The sequence below is a fragment of the Virgibacillus subterraneus genome (assembly GCF_900110695.1).
Classification (GTDB): Bacteria; Bacillota; Bacilli; order Bacillales; family Amphibacillaceae; genus Lentibacillus; species Lentibacillus subterraneus.
This window is the reverse complement of the sequence record NZ_FOEH01000002.1, coordinates 14,847-32,885: the sequence shown is the minus strand read 5'-3', so window position 1 is coordinate 32,885 and position 18,039 is coordinate 14,847. Positions and strand designations below refer to the sequence as shown.

Below are 18,039 nucleotides of genomic sequence, written 5' to 3'. Positions count from 1 at the left end.
AAGGTTTCTGAGTTTTTACTAAAAATGCCAGCAGTAATACTGTATAATAGAATTATATAAGGGATACTTCTTAAATAAGGCGGTGAAAAAATGAATCATGTTAAAACGTATCATTCAGTCACGCGCGACACTCCAAATGGCCCAATCATCATCGAAGGACCGCTATCATCCACAGAATTAAAGAAATATAATTTTCATGAACAATTAACTGCATTCCGACCTGCTCCCAAACAATTTGAAGCTATTTCAAGTATTGCGGACTTTCCAGAGGGACGAATCATAGTTGCTAGAACTAATGACACTATTGTTGGCTATGTAACTTATTTACATCCTGATCCACTCGAACGGTGGTCTGAATTTAATATGGAAGACCTTATTGAACTTGGTGCAATTGAAATCATTCCCAAGTATCGTGGATCAGGAATTGCCTCAAGCATATTAAAATTATCCATTATGGATGATTTTATGGAAAATTATATACTAATATCAACCGAATATTATTGGCATTGGGATCTTGAAGGCACCAGATTGAGTATATGGGATTATCGCAAGGTAATGGAAAAGATGATGGCTGCAGGCGGACTCCTTCCTGCTCCGACGGATGACCCGGAAATTATATCTCATCCAGCTAATTGTTTAATGGTGCGAATCGGAAAGAATGTACCAGAAGAATCAATTAAACAGTTTGATAAACTCCGGTTTTTACAACGACAACAATACCGTGATATGAGGGAGGGTTTATAAATGCTCGTAGAAGAAATTATGAAAAAGGAAATAGTTACACTACCAAAAAGCGCTTCAATTGCTGAAGCATTACAGTTACTTCATGAGAATCGAATTAGACACATTCCGATCATTGACGATAAACGTTCTGTGATAGGAATTGTATCTGACCGAGATGTACGTGATGCATCACCATCCATTTTAAAAAAGGATGCAGACCAGAGTGCACTTGAAAACGAAATTCAATCGATAATGACACATGATGTCATCACAGTTCATCCCCTTGACTTTGTGGAGGAAATTGCTCGAGTTTTTTACGATGAAGCATTCGCATGCTTGCCGGTAGTTAGAGACAATAAAATAGTAGGAATTATTACTGAAAAAGATATGCTTCATACATTTATTCAACTTACCGGTACAAATGTTCAAAGCTCACAAATTGAAATTAAAGTCCCACATAAACCAGGGATTTTACCTGAGGTAGCTGCAATTTTTGGAGCCCGCAAAACAAATATTACATCCGTTTTAATATATCCTTATAATAATGATCCGAACTTTAAAATTCTCGTTTTCCGCATACAGACTATGAATCCTATGCCAGTTGTGCAGGACCTACGAGACGCTGGCTATGATCTAATGTGGCCAAATAATATTGCGGAGCCAAAAGTATGACTTGTAAAGCGTCATTTGTTTACTCTAATAAATTCTTAGACTACCAATTTCATTCGGATCATCCATTTAATCAAAAAAGAGTATTATTAGCGAAGGAATTATTAGAAGATATAAATCTTTTAACTAATACGGATATTATCAAACCTCGTACGGCTACTGAAGAGGAACTTGCACTTTTTCATGACTTGTCTTATATTCAAGCTGTTCAAAAAGCAAGCAATGGCAAAATGCAAGCTGATGAAGGATTAGAATATGGGATTGGAACAGAAGATACACCAATCTTTGATGGAATGCATGAAGCATCAAGCTACTTGGTAGGCGGTACCCTGACTGCAATAGATTCGGTATTACAGGGTAAGTCAGATCATGCTTTAAACCTAGGTGGTGGTCTCCATCATGGATTCCAAAGAAAAGCAAGTGGTTTTTGTATTTATAATGATGGCGCTGTAGCTATAAAATACATTCGTGAAAAATACGATTTGAAAGTTTTATACGTAGATACTGATGCACACCACGGAGATGGTGTCCAATGGGCATTTTATGATGACCCAAATGTGTGCACTTTTTCTATTCATGAAACTGGAAGATACCTTTTTCCTGGTACAGGTAACGTTAACGAACGTGGAATAAAAGAAGGACATGGGTATTCTTTTAACATCCCGATCGATGCGTTTACAGAAGATGAATCATTTATAAATATATATGAATCCGCTTTCAGGGAGATTGTTGAATATTTCAAGCCTGATGTCATCTTGACACAGAATGGTGCAGATGCACACATGTATGATCCACTAACACATCTATGTGCTACGATGGACATTTTTGAGAGAATTCCTCTATTAGCACATGAATTAGCACATCAATACTGTAATGGGCGCTGGATTGCACTAGGAGGCGGCGGATATGATATGTGGAGAGTCATACCTAGAGCGTGGGCTCAAATATGGAGCGTAATGAAAACAGATAATGTTCAAAAAGGAGATTTACCTTCAGTATGGCAATCCAAATGGCAAAAGGAATCACCTGTAACATTACCTGCTCACTGGCATGATAACAAAAGTATTGTACCAACAATACCAAGAAAGGCAGATATTACCGAAAAGAATGAAAAGGCACTTCAAAGTGCTTTAAAATACGCAAAGAATATACAAAAAAACATTTAATAAAGGGAGATGATTTATTAGAATCATCTCCCTTTTATTCTTTATTTTGATTATTACTTTCCAAAATAACCATCTCTACACGTCTGTTCTTACTCCAATTTATTGCTGATGTGTTTGGCACTATTGGTCTTGTAGCTCCATAACCCACTGCAGTAAAACGCGAATCATCGAAATTATTTTCATTAATTAAGTAGCGAATAACACTACTTGCACGCGCACCAGATAATTCCCAGTTTGACGGATATCGAAAATTAGAGATGGGCCGGTTATCGGTATGACCTTCCACCTTTACATGGTTAGGTATATTAGAAAGGAGCTTCGCAATTTTATCTAAAAAAGGCTTACCAGAATCAACAATTATTGCCTCACCAGAATCAAATAATACACTTTCCTGCAAAACAAGTACAACTCCTCGTTCAGTTCTACTTGCTGAAATAACATTATTTAAGCTATTGTTATCCAAGTATTGCCCAACATCCCCCATCAATTTGTCTAAAGAATCATCAGTTTCTTCTGCTGTTGTATCGTCTCGGTCATTGATATTCTCTAATTGTGTAGGATTTTCAAACTCATTCGAATTCTTACCACTTTCTTGATTACTTGTATTCTCTGTCGGGTTTTCCATCGGTACTGGTGATGGGTAGAAATCAAATATCATACGATTCTTAAATGATTCAGAAATAGCTTCGAATTTTACCAGATCTATTTGTGACATGGAAAATAACAATATGAAAAATACTAAAATCAGCGTTACCATATCAGAATATGTAACCATCCATTTAGGTGCTCCGGACTTGCTGTTTCTTTTCGCACTTCTACGCTTCATTTACGCTCTCTCCTGCGTAAGCTGTTTCTTCATCAATTTCATCTTTTTTCTTCGACTCATTTGAAAGGAAAGCACCAAGTTTTTCTTCTAAAATACGTGGGTTTTGTCCTGACTGAACGCCGATAACACCTTCGATAATTACCTGTTTTATAAAGATTTCTTCTTCCGTTTTTGTTTCTAATTTATTAGCCATTGGAATAAAAACAAGATTAGCAAGAACAGTACCATAAAGTGTTGTCAAAAGTGCTACCGCCATATTTGGTCCTAACGTTGCAGGATCTGTTAAACTATTAAGCATTAGAACAAGCCCTACTAATGTTCCAATCATCCCCCATGCCGGTGCATATTCTCCAGCCTTTTCGATAATTGCACGGCCTTTATAATGCCGATCTTCCATTGCAGTTAGTTCTGCATTCATAATGTCATTTATAACATCAGGCTCAATCCCATCAACTGCAAGCAAAATACCTTTTTTAATAAATTCGTCATCAACTTCATCAAGCTCATTTTCAAGAGCTAAAATCCCTTCTCTACGTGCACGCTCAGATAAACGTATAAATAATCCAATTAATTCTGGAAGTCGTTGGTCACTTTGGTGAAATACTTCCTTCATAACTTTGGATGTAAGCTTAATTTGATCCAATTTAAAATTAATGAATAACGACGCGGATAAACCACCTATAACAATAAATATAGAAGCAACATCAAGGAAAGACCCCATTCCTTGTGTGCCACCCTTTGCAAGAATTGCCAGCATAATCATAATAAATCCCAATGTAATACCGATTGGAGTTAGTATATCTCTTTTCCTCATAATCTCGCTCCCTAAAAGCTTGTTCCCAAGACAATCTTAAACCTATTGTTTATATCGGCATTATTTTTATTTTGTTGAAGTTCTTTCCACAATTCGGTGTGGTAAAACTACTTTCTTCTCCTCAACTTCTTCCTTATTCATATACTTTGTCAATAGTCGCATTGCAACAGCACCGATGTCATACATAGGCTGAACAATTGTTGAAAGTGTTGGACGTACCATTGTTGCCAATCTGGTATTATCAAAACCAAATACTTCCAGATCTTCCGGTACTTTATACCCTCTGTCTTGTGCTCCATGAATAACTCCTAATGCCATCTCATCGGAAGCAACAAATACAGCAGTCGGTTTTTTATTTAACGAAAGCAATTGATCAACGGCTTCCAGACCGGAATCATAAGAATAATCTCCTCTTAAGATATATTCATCATCGACGGTCTTTGATTTTTCCTTAAACGCACGTAGATAGCCATTGTATTTTTGCTGATTTATAAGCGTGTCATCTTGCCCTGAAATAAATGCAATTTTTTCATTCCCTTTACCAAGCAAAAAGGACGTTGCTTCAAATGCTGCCGCTTCATAGTCAATATTTACTGATGGAATTCTGTTTGATTCATCATAAGTTGCTGCTAATACTACTGGGATTGAAGAGCTTTCAAACTGCTTTACGTGCTCATCTGTTATATTCCCGCCCATAAATAAAATACCATCTACTTGTTTCTCAAGCATCGTATTAATTAACTGAAGTTCTTTGTCCTTATTTTGATCAGAATTACTTAAAATCATATTATACTTGTACATCGTAGCGATATCCTCTATTCCTCTCGCCAACTCAGCAAAAAAGATACTTGAAATATCTGGGATAATCGCACCTACTGTTGTTGTTTTTTTACTTGCCAGTCCACGCGCTACAGCATTTGGACGATAACCCAACTGTTCAATGGTTGCCAAAACCTTTTTACGTGTTACAGGCTTAACATTTGGGTTTCCATTTACAACACGTGAAACAGTTGCCATTGATACATTTGCTTCTCTAGCTACATCATATATTGTTATATTCATACTCTAATGCCTCCTAATATAAATCCCATTACGATCTCTTTTCCATATATGATACCCCACCATGAAAAAAATTACAAAAAAAACAATAGAAAAACTTAAGGCTGATCTTCATAAGACCAGCCTTAAATGGAACTATTTACATGTTGAAAATGCTTCCAGTTCTTTCATAAAAGTATCGAACATTGGGATATCCATTTGTTGCGCTGCATCCGACAGTGCTACTGCTGGATCTGGATGCACCTCAGCCATAACCCCATCTGCACCTATTGCTAAAGCAGCTTTTGCCGCCGGGAGTAATAAATCCCTGCGACCTGTTGAATGCGTTACATCAACCATTACCGGTAAATGTGTTTCTTGTTTTAGAATCGGAACTGCTGAAATATCTAACGTATTTCTGGTTGCTTTTTCATATGTCCGAATACCACGTTCACATAAAATAATATTTCCATTCCCTCTTGAAATAATATATTCAGCCGCATTAATAAATTCGGAAATAGTTGCTGACAGACCACGTTTTAGTAGGACAGGTTTTTTGACATCCCCTGCAGCTTTTAATAATTCAAAATTTTGCATGTTACGTGCACCAATTTGGATGACATCAATATAATCCATTGCTTCTTCCATATGCGCTGGATTTACAATCTCACTGACGACTGCCAAATCATACTCATCCGCTACTTTTTTTAAAATTTGAAGGCCTTCCAATCCAAGGCCCTGGAAATCATACGGTGATGTTCTAGGCTTAAATGCTCCACCTCGAAGAAGTTTGATACCCTTGCTTTTTACCGATTTCGCTACTTCTGCTACTTGTTCGTAACTTTCAACAGAGCAGGGACCTACCACATAATGTGTATTCCCATCGCCAACTTTTTCGCCTTTAATATCAATGATGGTATCTTCAGGTTTCTTTTTTCTGGACACAAGTAATGCTTTTCTGTGGTCATCTTCTTGTAACTCAAGACTTGCTTTAAATATTTCTTTAAAAATGTGTTCAATTGTAGAATTTTCAAATGGGCCATTATTTTTCCCTGTTAGCTCATCTAGCATCTTTCGTTCTCTTACCGGATCAAATCGTTTAATACTTTGTTTATGCTTAATTTTACCTATCTGTTGTACTATTTTTGCACGGCTTGTGATTAAATCCAGTAATTCCGTGTTTACACTGTCTAATTGACGGCGTAATTCATCCATCTCATTATGGCTCATTTATAAACCCCTCCTGAACACAGTTTATTATACCTTGAAAGTATGGTACATTTTAATAATTAGAGACAATTATAACGAAAAGTTTGTTCTTTGTCATCAATAATCTCTAATTTCAAACTATACATATCCAGTATTATAATATGAAAGGAATAATTAATATGGGTGGACGGATTTTTGCACTTGATATTGGTACACGATCGGTGACTGGTATTTTAATAGAAAAACAGGATAATAACTTTGCAGTAATTGATTACTATATGAAAGAACATGAAGAAAGGTCTATGCGTGATGGACAAATACATAATGTGATTGCCGTATCTGAAGTTATTCGGGATGTTAAGGAAAAGCTGGAAGCAGAACATGGGCAATTACATCAAGTGTCTGTCGCGGCTGCAGGACGCGCCCTTAAAACATGTCAGGCAGAAGCAACGTTAAAATTGGACCAGCACCCTATCACAGATAGTGGTACGATTAAACACCTGGAACTAAGTGCTGTTCAAGCTGCACAATTGAAGCTTGCAGCAATGGATAATAACAATGAATATACGAACTATTATTGTGTGGGTTACTCTGTATTGGAATACAAGCTTGATGACGCACAGATTGGTTCACTTATTGACCAAAGCGGAGACCAAGCAACTGCTGAAATAATTGCTACATTTTTGCCAAAAGTAGTGGTTGAATCGCTATTGGCAGCCCTAGGACGAGCTGATTTGGAAATGGAAGCATTAACCTTAGAACCGATTGCAGCCATTCATGTGTTAATACCTGAATCAATGCGCAGACTTAATGTTGCTTTAGTTGATATTGGTGCCGGAACAAGTGATATCGCCATTACGGACAAGGGAACAGTTGTGGCATATGGAATGGTACCTGTGGCTGGAGACGAAATTACTGAAGAAATCAGTGATCAATATTTATTGGATTTTCCGATGGCCGAACAAATAAAAAAGAGTATTATAAGAAGTGGACAAGATACTGTTCAGGATATATTGGGTTTTGAAACTACCATCACATACGAAACACTAGTTGAAGACATAAAAAAAAGTGTTGAAAAAGTTGCCGATTCCATATCAACAGAAATTCTTAAATTAAATTCAAAATCACCTAAGGCTGTTATGCTTGTTGGAGGCGGAAGTCTAACACCTAACATAACTACTGCTCTAGCAAATAGGCTGCAACTCCCTGAAAACCGAGTAGCGAAAAGAGGGATCGATGCAATACAAAATCTTGTGAAAACAGAAAAGTTACCACCAGGTCCAGACTTTGTAACACCGGTTGGAATTGCCATCGCTGCTAAACAAAACCCAGTCCATTATATATCTGTGGCAGTAAACGAACAAACAATTAGAATGTTTGAGATGAAGCAATTAACCATTGGGGACTGCCTCGTACAAGCGGGGTTGGACATAAAAAAGCTATTTGGAAAACCCGGCATAGCTTCAATTGTTACTGTTGACGGAAAGGAAATAACCTTACCCGGTGGTTATGGACAGCCTCCTGTTATCATTCTAAACGATTTTGAAGCAACAGTTGATGATGTTATTCAAAATGGTGATAAAATTATAATTTCAAAAGGAAATGATGGAAAAGAACCGCATATTACGATTGAGGAGCTTATGGGTGAAGGTACATCTTTATTTATTAATTTTAATAATAGAAGCCATAAACTGGAAACTACTTTTTCTGTAAATGGTCAGCTAAAACCAAAAAGCTATCTTATACAAGATAATGATGAAATTATTATACGGCAGCTGCACACGATAGAAGATTTTTTAGTATCCGAAAGCACCGAAAAGCTTCAGTATACACAGCCATTTTCAATTTTTGTAAACAATAGAAAAGTAACGATTGACAAAGGTGAATCACATATTTACTTAAATAACAAAAAAGTAAATCGTACGCATCCATTAAAACAGAATGACCACCTAACCATTATAACAGCTCAACATCCTATGGTTCAGGATGTATTACCTCAACTGGACAAGGAATTTTGGAATACAATTAATGTTACATTTAACGGAAAGTCTGTTTTAATTAAACAACAACAAGTTAGTGTATTACGTAATCAACTTGAACTAGGTCCAGATACAGAATTATACTTTAATGATGAACTGCAAATTAAGGATCGTAAACAGGAAACGTTTATATTCCAAGACGTGTTCAGATACATCGATGTAGATATGACTAACGCTTCTGGTCATTTCCAGCTGTATAATAATAATCAGCCAACAACATTCTATGAATCTATTCAACACGGTGATAAGTTACAAATAGTCTGGGGAAAGAAAAAAAGCTAGTGGGCTACACTAGCTTTTTCTGTGTTTTTTATTTTTTCTCAGCTTCTTCAGTCGCTTCCTCTATCGCTTCAGCAACTTCCTCTGCCGCTTCTTCAGCTTCCGCTTCCTCTTCACTACTTGTTTTTTCTTTCCATTTATCTTGAACATTCTTTGTTAATTCCTGTGTTTTCTGTGATAGTTTTGATTTAGAATCAGCTGCTTTTGTTCTCAAGTCAGAACTTTTTTCAGACGCCTTATCTTTCCATTCTGAACCTTTTTCATAAGCTACATCTTTCCAGTCATATGCACGGCCTTTTAGTTCAGTTGCACCTTCATTAATATTTCCTCTTAATTCTTTACCGGATTTTGGTGCAAAAAGTAAAGCTGCTGAAGCCCCTACTATTCCTCCAATAAGTGTTCCGATAATAAAGTCTTTACTGTTGATGTTGTTGTTATTGTTGTTATCTCCCATGTTATTCCTCCTAATTAATAATTAATCTTTATTTATTTCTTTTCTTTTTCCAAAAATCAATTACAGTGTTTCCCCATTTCATTACTTCTGAAGCCTTCTCCTGATTCTGTGAAGCTGTATCCGATATACTATTGGATAATTTGCGCAACGATCCATTGAAATCCTTAACTGTCTCACCAACACCTCTAACGCTATCAAATAATCCATTTAGCTTTGATGACTTCTGATTTACGTCTTCAGCAAGCTTATTCGTTTTGTTTAACAGTTCGGTTGTTTCTGTTGTGATTCCCTGCATTTGTTCTTCCAGGCTTCCTAATGTATCTGTTACATTATTTAACGTTCGCTGTGTTGCCTTCAAGGTCATTGCTAGATAGATTACAAGCACTACAAAGGCAACTGCAAAAATGATTGCAGCAATGTACAATAAGTTCTCCATATGGTTGGTCAACTCCTTCAATTATATAGACTTCAATGATAGCGACACGGAGAGTTAAGTATAAGTTTAAAAGTAGCACAACATAAAGAAGTGTCTTCTTAAAATAATACCCTAAATAATTTCAGTTAAACATCCGACTAACTTAGCGTATTCAATGACTCAACACGATATCACCTTACTATACACTATAACGGTTTCTAGTTATTATTTCGACAAATATGTCATAATATCCTTTATTTTTATAGAAAAACTTAGATTTATCACCGATAGTGGTAAAAACCTTTGTTTTGTTTAACTACCACTCCAATGCTACATAAAGCATAAACAAGTCTCTTTTCGTAAGGCTTGTTACTTAATTTTCGCAGTGGATATAAACTGCGAACTAACTTTATGTAAATTCCTTCTATTCTTTATAAGATGAGTGCTAATCCAACGCTGCGGAAAAATACTCGCTTTCCATGGGGAACGCTTCAGCCTCCTCACGAGCAAAAAGCGCTCAGTACGCGGGATCTTCAGACTGTTCCTTTTCCCATAGGAGTCTCGCATAGAAGCGTTCTTGGCGTCACGAGGAGGCTAAGGTCCTGCCCATGGCTAATAAGACACTGCAAAAGCGCTAGCTTGAGCAGATGTCGCATTGGTACCCGGAGAGGTGAAAGCGAAGTATTCTGCCGGAACGAATCGAAGCAATCAAACATCATTAGAACAAAAGAAAACCTCTACTAATTTGCAGTTTATACCAACTGCGTTATGATTTCATTACTGTGATAAAATACATTCGTTTAGATAACAGCAAAAAAAAAGAGCCTAAAAATTTATGGCTCAGAATCATCTACGCTTTTTTTAATTTAACATTATTTCTATTTGCCAATTGTTCTTCATAGGATTCCTGGAATTTCTGAATATCTCCAGCACCCATGAAAATCAGTACACTGTCAGCATCTTTCTCTAAAACATCCGTATGTGATATATCTAAAACAGAACTATCATCCACCAATTCTTGCAGATCGTGTATAGTCAACTTCCCACTATCTTCTCTAGCTGATCCAAAAATATCACATAAATAAACGTTATCAGCTAAGCTTAAACTATCAGCAAATTCTTGTAAGAATGTTTTAGTTCGAGTAAATGTATGCGGTTGGAATACTGCTACAATAGATTTATCAGGGTATTTTTTACGAGCTGAATCAATTGTTGCTGTAATTTCTTTCGGATGATGTGCATAATCGTCAATCAGAATCTGATTGCCAACTTTTTTCTCAGTAAACCTACGTTTAACACCCTGAAAAGTGCCAATAGATTTAATATCTTTTGCTTTCATATCTTCATAATGACAAATAGCAATTACAGATAAAGCATTCAATATATTATGATCACCGAACATTGGAATCTCAAATGTTTCATAATACGTATTACGCACAAAAACATCAAATTCAGTACCGTTCTCTGTCTTCCTTACATTCTGTGCCTGAAAATCGTTCGTACTGGAAAAGCCATAATACATGACGGGAACTTTTGCTTGGATTTGCTGTAGTTGTTCATCGTCACCGCAGGCAATAATCCCTTTTTTCACTTGATCAGCCATCGATTGAAATGCATTAAAAACATCGTCAACACTCGTGAAATAATCTGGATGATCAAAGTCAATATTCGTCATAATTGCATAATCAGGTTCGTAACGTAAAAAATGACGGCGATATTCACACGCTTCAAAAACAAAATATTCACTGTCTACATGACCTTTTCCTGTCCCATCACCTATTAGATATGAAATGGGATACGTCTCATCAAGTACATGAGCTAACAGACCAGTAGTAGACGTTTTTCCGTGAGCACCAGTTACAGCGATACTTGTATATTGTTTCAGCCATTCTCCAAGAAATTCATGGTATCTATAAAAAGTGAGTCCTAATCTTTTTGCTTCTTTGATCTCTACATGATCATCCGAAAAAGCATTGCCCGCTATTATGGTGTTACCTTCTTTGATGTTACTTTCTGAAAAAGGGAAGATTGGAATGTTTTTATTCTCTAATGCTTCTTGCGTAAAAAAGCGCTTTTCTACATCAGATCCTTGCACTTTTTCCCCAGAATCATGAAGGATATGTGCAAGTGCACTCATTCCGGTCCCCTTTATACCAATAAAATGGTAAGTTGTCATAAAAAAGAACCTCCAGATATATGTGTACAAACAGCTATCTAAAATTTATATTTCACAGGAATCTTAACAGCTATTTAATCATTATAGCAAATGTTTACGAAGAGTGAAATAAATTATTTCTTATTCTTTATTTTGCATATGATATTCCACTGATTCAAGTCGGGGATTCGGTCGATAACGTCTCCCCTCTTTTGCTTCCTGAGTACCGTTTAACAACACATTATCACCAGTAAAACCAATATTAATTTTTAATAGGCTCCCACCTACACCATACATATCTACAGGAACGCCTAGAGTCTCGAAATGACTAATTCTTTTCTCAGTAAAGCCACCGCTGGCCATAATGTTCACATGTGAAAATCCTTCTTCATTAAGTGCTTTTCGAAGCGCAAAAATTAATTCAGGATTCACACCTCTTGGATCAAAAGTGCCCATTAAATGATGATTCCTTAAAAAATATTTATCTACAAGTGTTCTGGACGTATCAAGACGAACTCCTTTTAAATTATTACCAAAAGCTTTAGCAACTTTCAGGGAATCGGTAATCACATCATTATTATAATCAACTAGAGCAACAAGATCGTCTTCCGGAAACATTTCAATATATGCACGTGATGCTGCAACAACATCACCACGAAACATTTGAATCATAGCATGCGGCATTGTTCCCATACCTTCTTTTCCCCACCATTCATTCATCGCATGCGTTGCTTGTGCTGTTGAACCACCTATGAATGCAGCATAGCCATCGCCAGCCTGTTGGGTGAAGTGGTCGTCACGATCTCCCATAAAGATAATGGGCTTTTGATTTCCAGAAGTTCTACCTGCTTTTACGACATTATATACATTTGTAGCTACCGATGTTCTTCTAGCCAAAATACCATCAATAATACCCTCAAGAAAACCAAATTGCTGATATGCCCCTGTTATGGTCAGAACAGTTTCGTAGGGGCTGATTTTGTCACCATCTTTTAACGAATGAATTTCCAGGTTTTCTGGATCATCTGCAAATGTGTGAATCAAAGCAATTGCTTCATCTGTTCCACATAAAACTGCATTACTGCTTTTTTGAAAAAACTGCATTGTGACACGATTATGCGGAAGTTTTTTCTCTGCCATCTCTTTTGTTTTTAAAAAGTATACCGCTGAAAACCAACCCTCTTTAATCCGTTCATCAAACTTAAATGTTTTGTTAGTTAATCGTTTAATATCCCCATTTAGTTTCTGTGATATTTCCTTCATAACGGCTTCCCCTCGTATTCATAATAATGTGTTTGGTGACTGCATACTCTCCTATCATATAAAAACAACTGCAACTAAACAAGTGCTTTAATTTTCCGCTTGTACGCCAGATGCTAATATCTCACGTGGCTTGCTTCCATTTTGACCACCGATTATTCCGCTTCTTTCCATGGAGTCCATTAGCCGTGCTGCCCGATTATACCCAATTTTAAAATGACGCTGTAATAACGATGTACTCGCACTATTCTGCTTCACAACAAACTCAACTGCTTCATGAAGCAGTTCGTCTTCGTGATCACCCGTTACAAGCTGCTCCAACAACTGTTCCTGCTCAAATTCATACTTAGGTGTAGCTATCTGACGTACATGATCTGTAACACGCTCAATTTCTTCATCTGATACAAAGGCACCTTGCAAACGAATACTTTCACCGGCACCATTTTCAATAAACAGCATATCACCTTTTCCTAAAAGTTTCTCCGCTCCGCTTGTATCCATAATCGTTCTGGAATCTACTTGAGAGGATACACTGAATGCTATTCTTGTCGGTATATTTGCCTTTATTAACCCAGTGATAACATCAACTGAAGGTCTTTGTGTTGCAAGAAGCAAGTGGATTCCACATGCACGTGCCTTTTGGGCAATACGACAGATTGCATCCTCAACATCCTGCGGTGATACCATCATTAAATCAGCCAATTCGTCAATTACAATAACAATAAATGGCATTTTTTCTTCCACACGATTCTGTTTAATCATCTTTTGATTAAAACGCTGTACATCTCGAACTCCTTCTTGAACAAACCTATCATATCGTTCCTCCATCTCCTTCACAGCCCATTTGAGAGCAACTGTTGCAGCTTTTACATCCGTGATAACTGGTGAAATGAGATGTGGTATACCGTTATACGGTGCCAACTCAACCATTTTAGGATCTATCAACAGGAACTTTACATCTTGATGATTAGCTTTATAAAGGAGACTGATTAGAATCGTATTAATACAAACACTCTTTCCTGACCCTGTTGCCCCGGCTATTAATCCATGCGGCATTTTTTGTATATTTGTGATCAGGGGACTTCCTTCAATACTTAATCCCAATCCTATTGTTAATGGTGATTCTCCTTTTTGAAAGCTTTCTGCCTCAAAGATTTCCTGCAAACCGACAATTTGAGGTTTTGGATTAGGAATTTCAATTCCAATTGTGTTCTTGCCTGGTATAGGCGCTTCTATTCGGATATCTCTTGCAGCCATATTTAATTTTATGTCATCACTCAAATTTTTAACTTTGCTAACTTTAACACCCAGCTCCGGCTGCACTTCAAACCTTGTTACAGATGGTCCTTGAGTTGCTTTAACAACTTTCGCCTGAACATTAAAATGTTTCAGTGTTTTTTCCAATAGTTCTTGTTGACTATTCATCCAATGCTGATTCTGATCACTATTACGAGCAGGATCATTTAATAAATGGTATGGCACTGTACTGTTATGTACAGCTGTATTATCGCTGACAGACTCTTTTTTGATATTGCGCTTATCCATTTGCCTCCGTTTATCATTTGCTGACATCATAACATTAAAAGGAGGTGGGCTCGGTTTATTTTGTTTCTCTGCTTTATGCTTGGAGTGTCTTCGTTTGGTTTGTTTAACAGAATGCTGTTGTTGCTGTTGTTGAACTTTATCCTCTTTTGGCTCACTCGATTCCTTAGGTTCAGGCTCGGAAACTTTTGTTGGCTCCTCACTAATCGAGCTTTCCAATGGATGTGTATCTTTTGTGTATGTATCGTTTATCAATGTTTCGTCTTGCTGCATAGTTTGCTCCGGCACGTCAGATTGCTGTCGTTTGTACGCAGGGATGTCCTCTATCTCCTTTTCCTTTTTTCGATGCTGGAAACCATATATTGGTGAAGGAACTTCACTTAGTTCAAACGGTGTTCCTGATTTAGGCTTGTTTACCTTTCTTTCCTGTTCTTGCATCGAATTTGACTGTTTGGGTTTAATTGTAGTTTCATTTCTAGTTCGGTTTCTTTTTCGTTCAAATGCAGGTGTCTCTGCTTCTTGTTTTTGTTTTGGTTTATCAGGGATTACAGGAAACCGAAATGAATTGTTATCAGGATATTGATACATCATTTTTGTTTGAACATCCTGTTTACGGTAATTTCGTTTTTTTGGTGACTGATTGTCTTCTTCCTCTGTTTCCACAAAGAGAAAATTGGTTATTTTCTTTTTCCAACGATCCCACATATGATTTCACTCATTTCTATAAAAGTTAACACTATAATTTATTCTATCAGTTTTTATGTGAAAGTGTAGCATTAAAAATATTTGGCTTATCGCCGGTCGTAAAAGGCAAAAGCCTTAGTTGCCTTATCCAGGTAGAATAGTATATACATTCCTATCTGCGAAAAAAACAACCCTTGTCAATTGACTCAGGTTGCTCTCTTTTTAGAATATAAACGGTTCGCCTACTTCATAAGTATCATCGAGAACATAAATCCCTTTCTCTTTGGGTGCATCTGGCAAGCCTAATTCTTTCTGTGAGCATATCATACCTTTCGAAGAGACCCCTCGTAATTCTGTCGGTTTTATTTTTAACCCATTCGGCATGGTTGCTCCGACTTTTGCTACGACAACTTTTTGATCTTCATTAATATTTGGTGCACCACATACAATTTGCAGCGTTTCGTCCCCAGCATCTACTTGACAAACACTCAACTTATCAGCATTCTCATGAGGGGATTTATTCTTTACATAACCAACAACAAATTTAGGACTCAAATCAAACTCCAGAGAATCAGCAACATTATTCTTATTAAACAATTCTTTTAGCTGACCTAAAAGTTCATCGGTCATTGTAATTTTTCCGGTATCTGCTAACTTTAAATGCTCAGACGCTTGAAAAATATTATAACCAATAACTTTTCCATTTTCACCGGTAATTCGTGTGATGTCACCGATATTCTCATGCATAACTTCATAACGGTTCCCATCTTCTATTGGAACAATTAAAACGTCGCCAACACCCTTTGGATTATAAAATATATCCATATGACTCATTCCTTTCTACTTCTTCTGTTCTGGTCGATTTTTTGCCATGATAAACACTGGTTCCAATGTTTTATCTTCATATATAAATGGCAATGATGTGATTGGAATACTTCCTTCTGCAAAGAATTTCATTGTCATTTGTGCTAATATATCATACCCTGTTTTATTTTGAATGTCAGCAAAAATCAGTACGTCCTGGTGTGGTACAGCTACAGCCAGCTGCCCTTTACTATTTGCGAGCATTTCTTCCAGAAAAGCTTCATTCAGGATTCTGCTTGCATCATAACCATCCTGTTTTGCAACGAAATAAAAATCATTATCAGCTACCGTATCTTTCTTAAAGTCATTGGATAGTGATCTAATGTTAAATGTTGCAATTTCATCAATTCTATCGTAAGTCCACTCCTCTTTTTCGAGCATTGGTTCATCAATTAACCGGTAGGATTTACCTAAATCCAGTGCATAATAAACACGAGTCTCTGCAGTATGATCTTTAGATACCAGTGTTGTTCCCGCATTTGTTTCTGTTGCGAATGATGTTGCACGAATGACAGGATAAATATTTTTCTCCATCCCACTCAAAGTGTGTTCTTCATTCATAATGCGTAACGCTTCTAGTACATGTTTCTCAAGTTCGTCTATAGCTGTTTCGCCCCGTTTATTATATTTCGATACAACATTTGGCAGTGTAATTGTCATTCCTTGCTTGGATTCCTTCCACTCAATACGATAGGAATCTTCGTTCCTCTTATAAGATGTATAAAATTCAGGATTGGAAAACCTTTCATCAAGTATTTTTTTCATTTTCAGACTAGTCATTTTCATTGTAGTGCAACTCTCCTTCTTAACCTTGTACTCCTTCGATAAACTCGATTATTTCGTCCTTTGTTTTACGGTCTTTGCTAACAAATCTGCCAGCTTCTTTGCCATCTTTAAACGCAATAAAGCTCGGAATTCCAAACACATCATATTGCTGGCAAATCTCAATAAACTGATCTCGATCTATAAGAATAAAAGTATATTCCGGAAAAACTTGTTCAATTTCCGGTAGAACTGGTTCAATTACTCGGCAGTCCGGGCACCAGTCAGCAGAAAATAGTGCAATAATATTATCTTTATTTATTAAATCATTGAATTCATTAACTGTTTCTAACGTTTTCATAGTTATCAACCTCCATTGCTATCATATCTTTGTTTTAACTATGATTCAATTAACTTGACTGAATCTAAGTATGGTGAAAGACATAAATTTTTCTTTTTAAAAAAAGCCAGTCAATGAACTAATTCATTTGGCTGACTTTTTATTATTATTAGATATTTATTTTTGGACAGTGCTTGTTTGCTGCAAGGCTATAGATTGTGCAATCTTCATAAGTTCTTCTGAATCATTATCCAAATCTTCTCTTGAAGTATAAGTCGTGATTTTGACGCCACCTACACCTATCTGTAATTCATAATCTTCTTCCTGATCGTGAGGGATTATACGCATATACCCAAACTTATTCTGATCTTCAAATGTCTCTAACAGCAAAGCCTCATCACTTTTTGCTGCTGCAGAATTATAACTAAGCTTACTTAGTGGATCTTCAAGATTATTATAAAAAACAATAAATGTTTGGTCTCCATCTTTTAGAATAACGTTATTCGCATCTTTTTCTTCTACTTCCAAGCTATTTGGTAAATACATTGAAAATGAATTCAACTTATGATTCGTTTCAACTTTTTCATCTGAATCGAATATTTTTTTAGCAGATTCCTTGGCATCTTTGATTGCCTCTTCTTCAGTCTGCAAACTGCACCCAGTAAGTGCGACAACAAAGAGTAAAGAAAGTATTGTAATCTTTCGTATAGATTTCCGCAATGTTCTTCCCCCTGGATATAGTACTTTTTACCTCTTTTTATAATACTATGAATTTGATATATTTCAAGGTAATTATTTTC

General features: G+C 36.5%; 17 protein-coding genes. 4 read left to right on the top strand and 13 right to left on the bottom strand.

Annotated elements, in window-relative coordinates; genetic code table 11:
• The first annotated feature begins 90 nt into the window (after positions 1-90).
• From BMY13_RS06600 to BMY13_RS06590, 3 genes are read left to right on the top strand one after another with little or no spacing between them, the layout of a single operon-like run.
• Positions 91-744 carry a GNAT family N-acetyltransferase gene (locus BMY13_RS06600; RefSeq protein WP_092492288.1) on the top strand — a complete coding sequence of 218 codons (654 nt, stop codon included), beginning with the start codon at positions 91-93 and terminating at the stop codon, positions 742-744.
• The gene (locus BMY13_RS06595) at positions 745-1,395 is read left to right on the top strand and encodes an acetoin utilization AcuB family protein (protein WP_092503501.1); all 651 of its coding nucleotides are present in this window, start codon (positions 745-747) and stop codon (positions 1,393-1,395) included. It begins immediately after the preceding gene.
• Positions 1,392-2,558, top strand: a complete 1,167-nt coding sequence (locus tag BMY13_RS06590; RefSeq protein ID WP_092492286.1) for an acetoin utilization protein AcuC — start codon at positions 1,392-1,394, stop codon at positions 2,556-2,558. The genes BMY13_RS06595 and BMY13_RS06590 overlap by 4 nt, the downstream gene beginning before the upstream one ends.
• Positions 2,559-2,592: 34 nt before the next feature.
• Here the strand turns inward: BMY13_RS06590 and motS are convergent, their stop codons facing one another.
• The 4 genes from motS to BMY13_RS06570 form a co-directional block, all read right to left on the bottom strand.
• Entirely contained in the window at positions 2,593-3,384 is a 792-nt protein-coding gene (gene motS, locus BMY13_RS06585; protein WP_092503499.1) for a flagellar motor protein MotS, read from the bottom strand.
• Positions 3,374-4,198: a flagellar motor protein MotP gene (motP, locus tag BMY13_RS06580; protein WP_092492284.1), complete on the bottom strand. Its 825-nt coding sequence runs from the start codon at positions 4,196-4,198 to the stop codon at positions 3,374-3,376. Before motP ends, motS begins: the two co-directional genes overlap by 11 nt.
• Before the next feature lie 66 nt (positions 4,199-4,264).
• Positions 4,265-5,260 carry a catabolite control protein A gene (gene ccpA / locus BMY13_RS06575; RefSeq protein WP_092503497.1) on the bottom strand — a complete coding sequence of 332 codons (996 nt, stop codon included), beginning with the start codon at positions 5,258-5,260 and terminating at the stop codon, positions 4,265-4,267.
• Positions 5,261-5,392: 132 nt separating this feature from the next.
• Positions 5,393-6,466, bottom strand: coding sequence for a bifunctional 3-deoxy-7-phosphoheptulonate synthase/chorismate mutase (locus BMY13_RS06570; RefSeq protein ID WP_092503495.1), 1,074 nt, complete (start codon positions 6,464-6,466; stop codon positions 5,393-5,395).
• 158 nt (positions 6,467-6,624) lie between these two features.
• On the opposite strand from BMY13_RS06570, the gene BMY13_RS06565 reads away from it, so the two are divergent.
• Positions 6,625-8,766: a cell division protein FtsA gene (locus BMY13_RS06565; RefSeq protein ID WP_092503493.1), complete on the top strand. Its 2,142-nt coding sequence runs from the start codon at positions 6,625-6,627 to the stop codon at positions 8,764-8,766.
• Positions 8,767-8,794: 28 nt separating this feature from the next.
• Here the strand turns inward: BMY13_RS06565 and BMY13_RS06560 are convergent, their stop codons facing one another.
• From BMY13_RS06560 to BMY13_RS06520, 9 genes are all read right to left on the bottom strand, one after another.
• Positions 8,795-9,217, bottom strand: a complete 423-nt coding sequence (locus tag BMY13_RS06560) for a YtxH domain-containing protein (protein ID WP_092492280.1) — start codon at positions 9,215-9,217, stop codon at positions 8,795-8,797.
• A gap of 28 nt (positions 9,218-9,245) precedes the next feature.
• On the bottom strand, positions 9,246-9,653 hold the full coding sequence (locus BMY13_RS06555; RefSeq protein WP_092492279.1) for a DUF948 domain-containing protein: 408 nt from the start codon (positions 9,651-9,653) through the stop codon (positions 9,246-9,248).
• Between the two features lie 829 nt (positions 9,654-10,482).
• Positions 10,483-11,808 (bottom strand): UDP-N-acetylmuramate--L-alanine ligase, encoded by a 1,326-nt coding sequence (gene murC / locus BMY13_RS06550; protein WP_092503491.1) that lies wholly within the window; start codon positions 11,806-11,808, stop codon positions 10,483-10,485.
• A 120-nt stretch (positions 11,809-11,928) separates the two neighbouring features.
• Positions 11,929-13,050: a nicotinate phosphoribosyltransferase gene (locus tag BMY13_RS06545; protein ID WP_092492277.1), complete on the bottom strand. Its 1,122-nt coding sequence runs from the start codon at positions 13,048-13,050 to the stop codon at positions 11,929-11,931.
• Positions 13,051-13,137: 87 nt separating this feature from the next.
• Positions 13,138-15,294, bottom strand: coding sequence for a DNA translocase FtsK (locus BMY13_RS06540; protein WP_092503489.1), 2,157 nt, complete (start codon positions 15,292-15,294; stop codon positions 13,138-13,140).
• 201 nt (positions 15,295-15,495) lie between these two features.
• Positions 15,496-16,098 carry a YtpR family tRNA-binding protein gene (ytpR, locus tag BMY13_RS06535; protein WP_092492275.1) on the bottom strand — a complete coding sequence of 201 codons (603 nt, stop codon included), beginning with the start codon at positions 16,096-16,098 and terminating at the stop codon, positions 15,496-15,498.
• Between the two features lie 15 nt (positions 16,099-16,113).
• Positions 16,114-16,923: a DUF1444 domain-containing protein gene (locus tag BMY13_RS06530; protein ID WP_092492274.1), complete on the bottom strand. Its 810-nt coding sequence runs from the start codon at positions 16,921-16,923 to the stop codon at positions 16,114-16,116.
• A 19-nt stretch (positions 16,924-16,942) separates the two neighbouring features.
• Positions 16,943-17,260 carry a thioredoxin family protein gene (locus tag BMY13_RS06525; protein WP_092492273.1) on the bottom strand — a complete coding sequence of 106 codons (318 nt, stop codon included), beginning with the start codon at positions 17,258-17,260 and terminating at the stop codon, positions 16,943-16,945.
• Positions 17,261-17,416: 156 nt separating this feature from the next.
• Entirely contained in the window at positions 17,417-17,959 is a 543-nt protein-coding gene (locus BMY13_RS06520; protein WP_092492272.1) for a hypothetical protein, read from the bottom strand.
• Positions 17,960-18,039: the final 80 nt, after the last annotated feature.

What these genes read in the sequence shown, in the direction of transcription:
- BMY13_RS06600 (WP_092492288.1), top strand. Translation starts at nt 91, where the DNA reads ATGAATCATGTTAAAACGTATCATTCAGTCACGCGCGACACTCCAAAT.
- BMY13_RS06595 (WP_092503501.1), top strand. Translation starts at nt 745, where the DNA reads ATGCTCGTAGAAGAAATTATGAAAAAGGAAATAGTTACACTACCAAAA.
- BMY13_RS06590 (WP_092492286.1), top strand. Translation starts at nt 1,392, where the DNA reads ATGACTTGTAAAGCGTCATTTGTTTACTCTAATAAATTCTTAGACTAC.
- motS (WP_092503499.1), bottom strand. Translation starts at nt 3,384, where the DNA reads ATGAAGCGTAGAAGTGCGAAAAGAAACAGCAAGTCCGGAGCACCTAAA.
- motP (WP_092492284.1), bottom strand. Translation starts at nt 4,198, where the DNA reads ATGAGGAAAAGAGATATACTAACTCCAATCGGTATTACATTGGGATTT.
- ccpA (WP_092503497.1), bottom strand. Translation starts at nt 5,260, where the DNA reads ATGAATATAACAATATATGATGTAGCTAGAGAAGCAAATGTATCAATG.
- BMY13_RS06570 (WP_092503495.1), bottom strand. Translation starts at nt 6,466, where the DNA reads ATGAGCCATAATGAGATGGATGAATTACGCCGTCAATTAGACAGTGTA.
- BMY13_RS06565 (WP_092503493.1), top strand. Translation starts at nt 6,625, where the DNA reads ATGGGTGGACGGATTTTTGCACTTGATATTGGTACACGATCGGTGACT.
- BMY13_RS06560 (WP_092492280.1), bottom strand. Translation starts at nt 9,217, where the DNA reads ATGGGAGATAACAACAATAACAACAACATCAACAGTAAAGACTTTATT.
- BMY13_RS06555 (WP_092492279.1), bottom strand. Translation starts at nt 9,653, where the DNA reads ATGGAGAACTTATTGTACATTGCTGCAATCATTTTTGCAGTTGCCTTT.
- murC (WP_092503491.1), bottom strand. Translation starts at nt 11,808, where the DNA reads ATGACAACTTACCATTTTATTGGTATAAAGGGGACCGGAATGAGTGCA.
- BMY13_RS06545 (WP_092492277.1), bottom strand. Translation starts at nt 13,050, where the DNA reads ATGAAGGAAATATCACAGAAACTAAATGGGGATATTAAACGATTAACT.
- BMY13_RS06540 (WP_092503489.1), bottom strand. Translation starts at nt 15,294, where the DNA reads ATGTGGGATCGTTGGAAAAAGAAAATAACCAATTTTCTCTTTGTGGAA.
- ytpR (WP_092492275.1), bottom strand. Translation starts at nt 16,098, where the DNA reads ATGGATATATTTTATAATCCAAAGGGTGTTGGCGACGTTTTAATTGTT.
- BMY13_RS06530 (WP_092492274.1), bottom strand. Translation starts at nt 16,923, where the DNA reads ATGAAAATGACTAGTCTGAAAATGAAAAAAATACTTGATGAAAGGTTT.
- BMY13_RS06525 (WP_092492273.1), bottom strand. Translation starts at nt 17,260, where the DNA reads ATGAAAACGTTAGAAACAGTTAATGAATTCAATGATTTAATAAATAAA.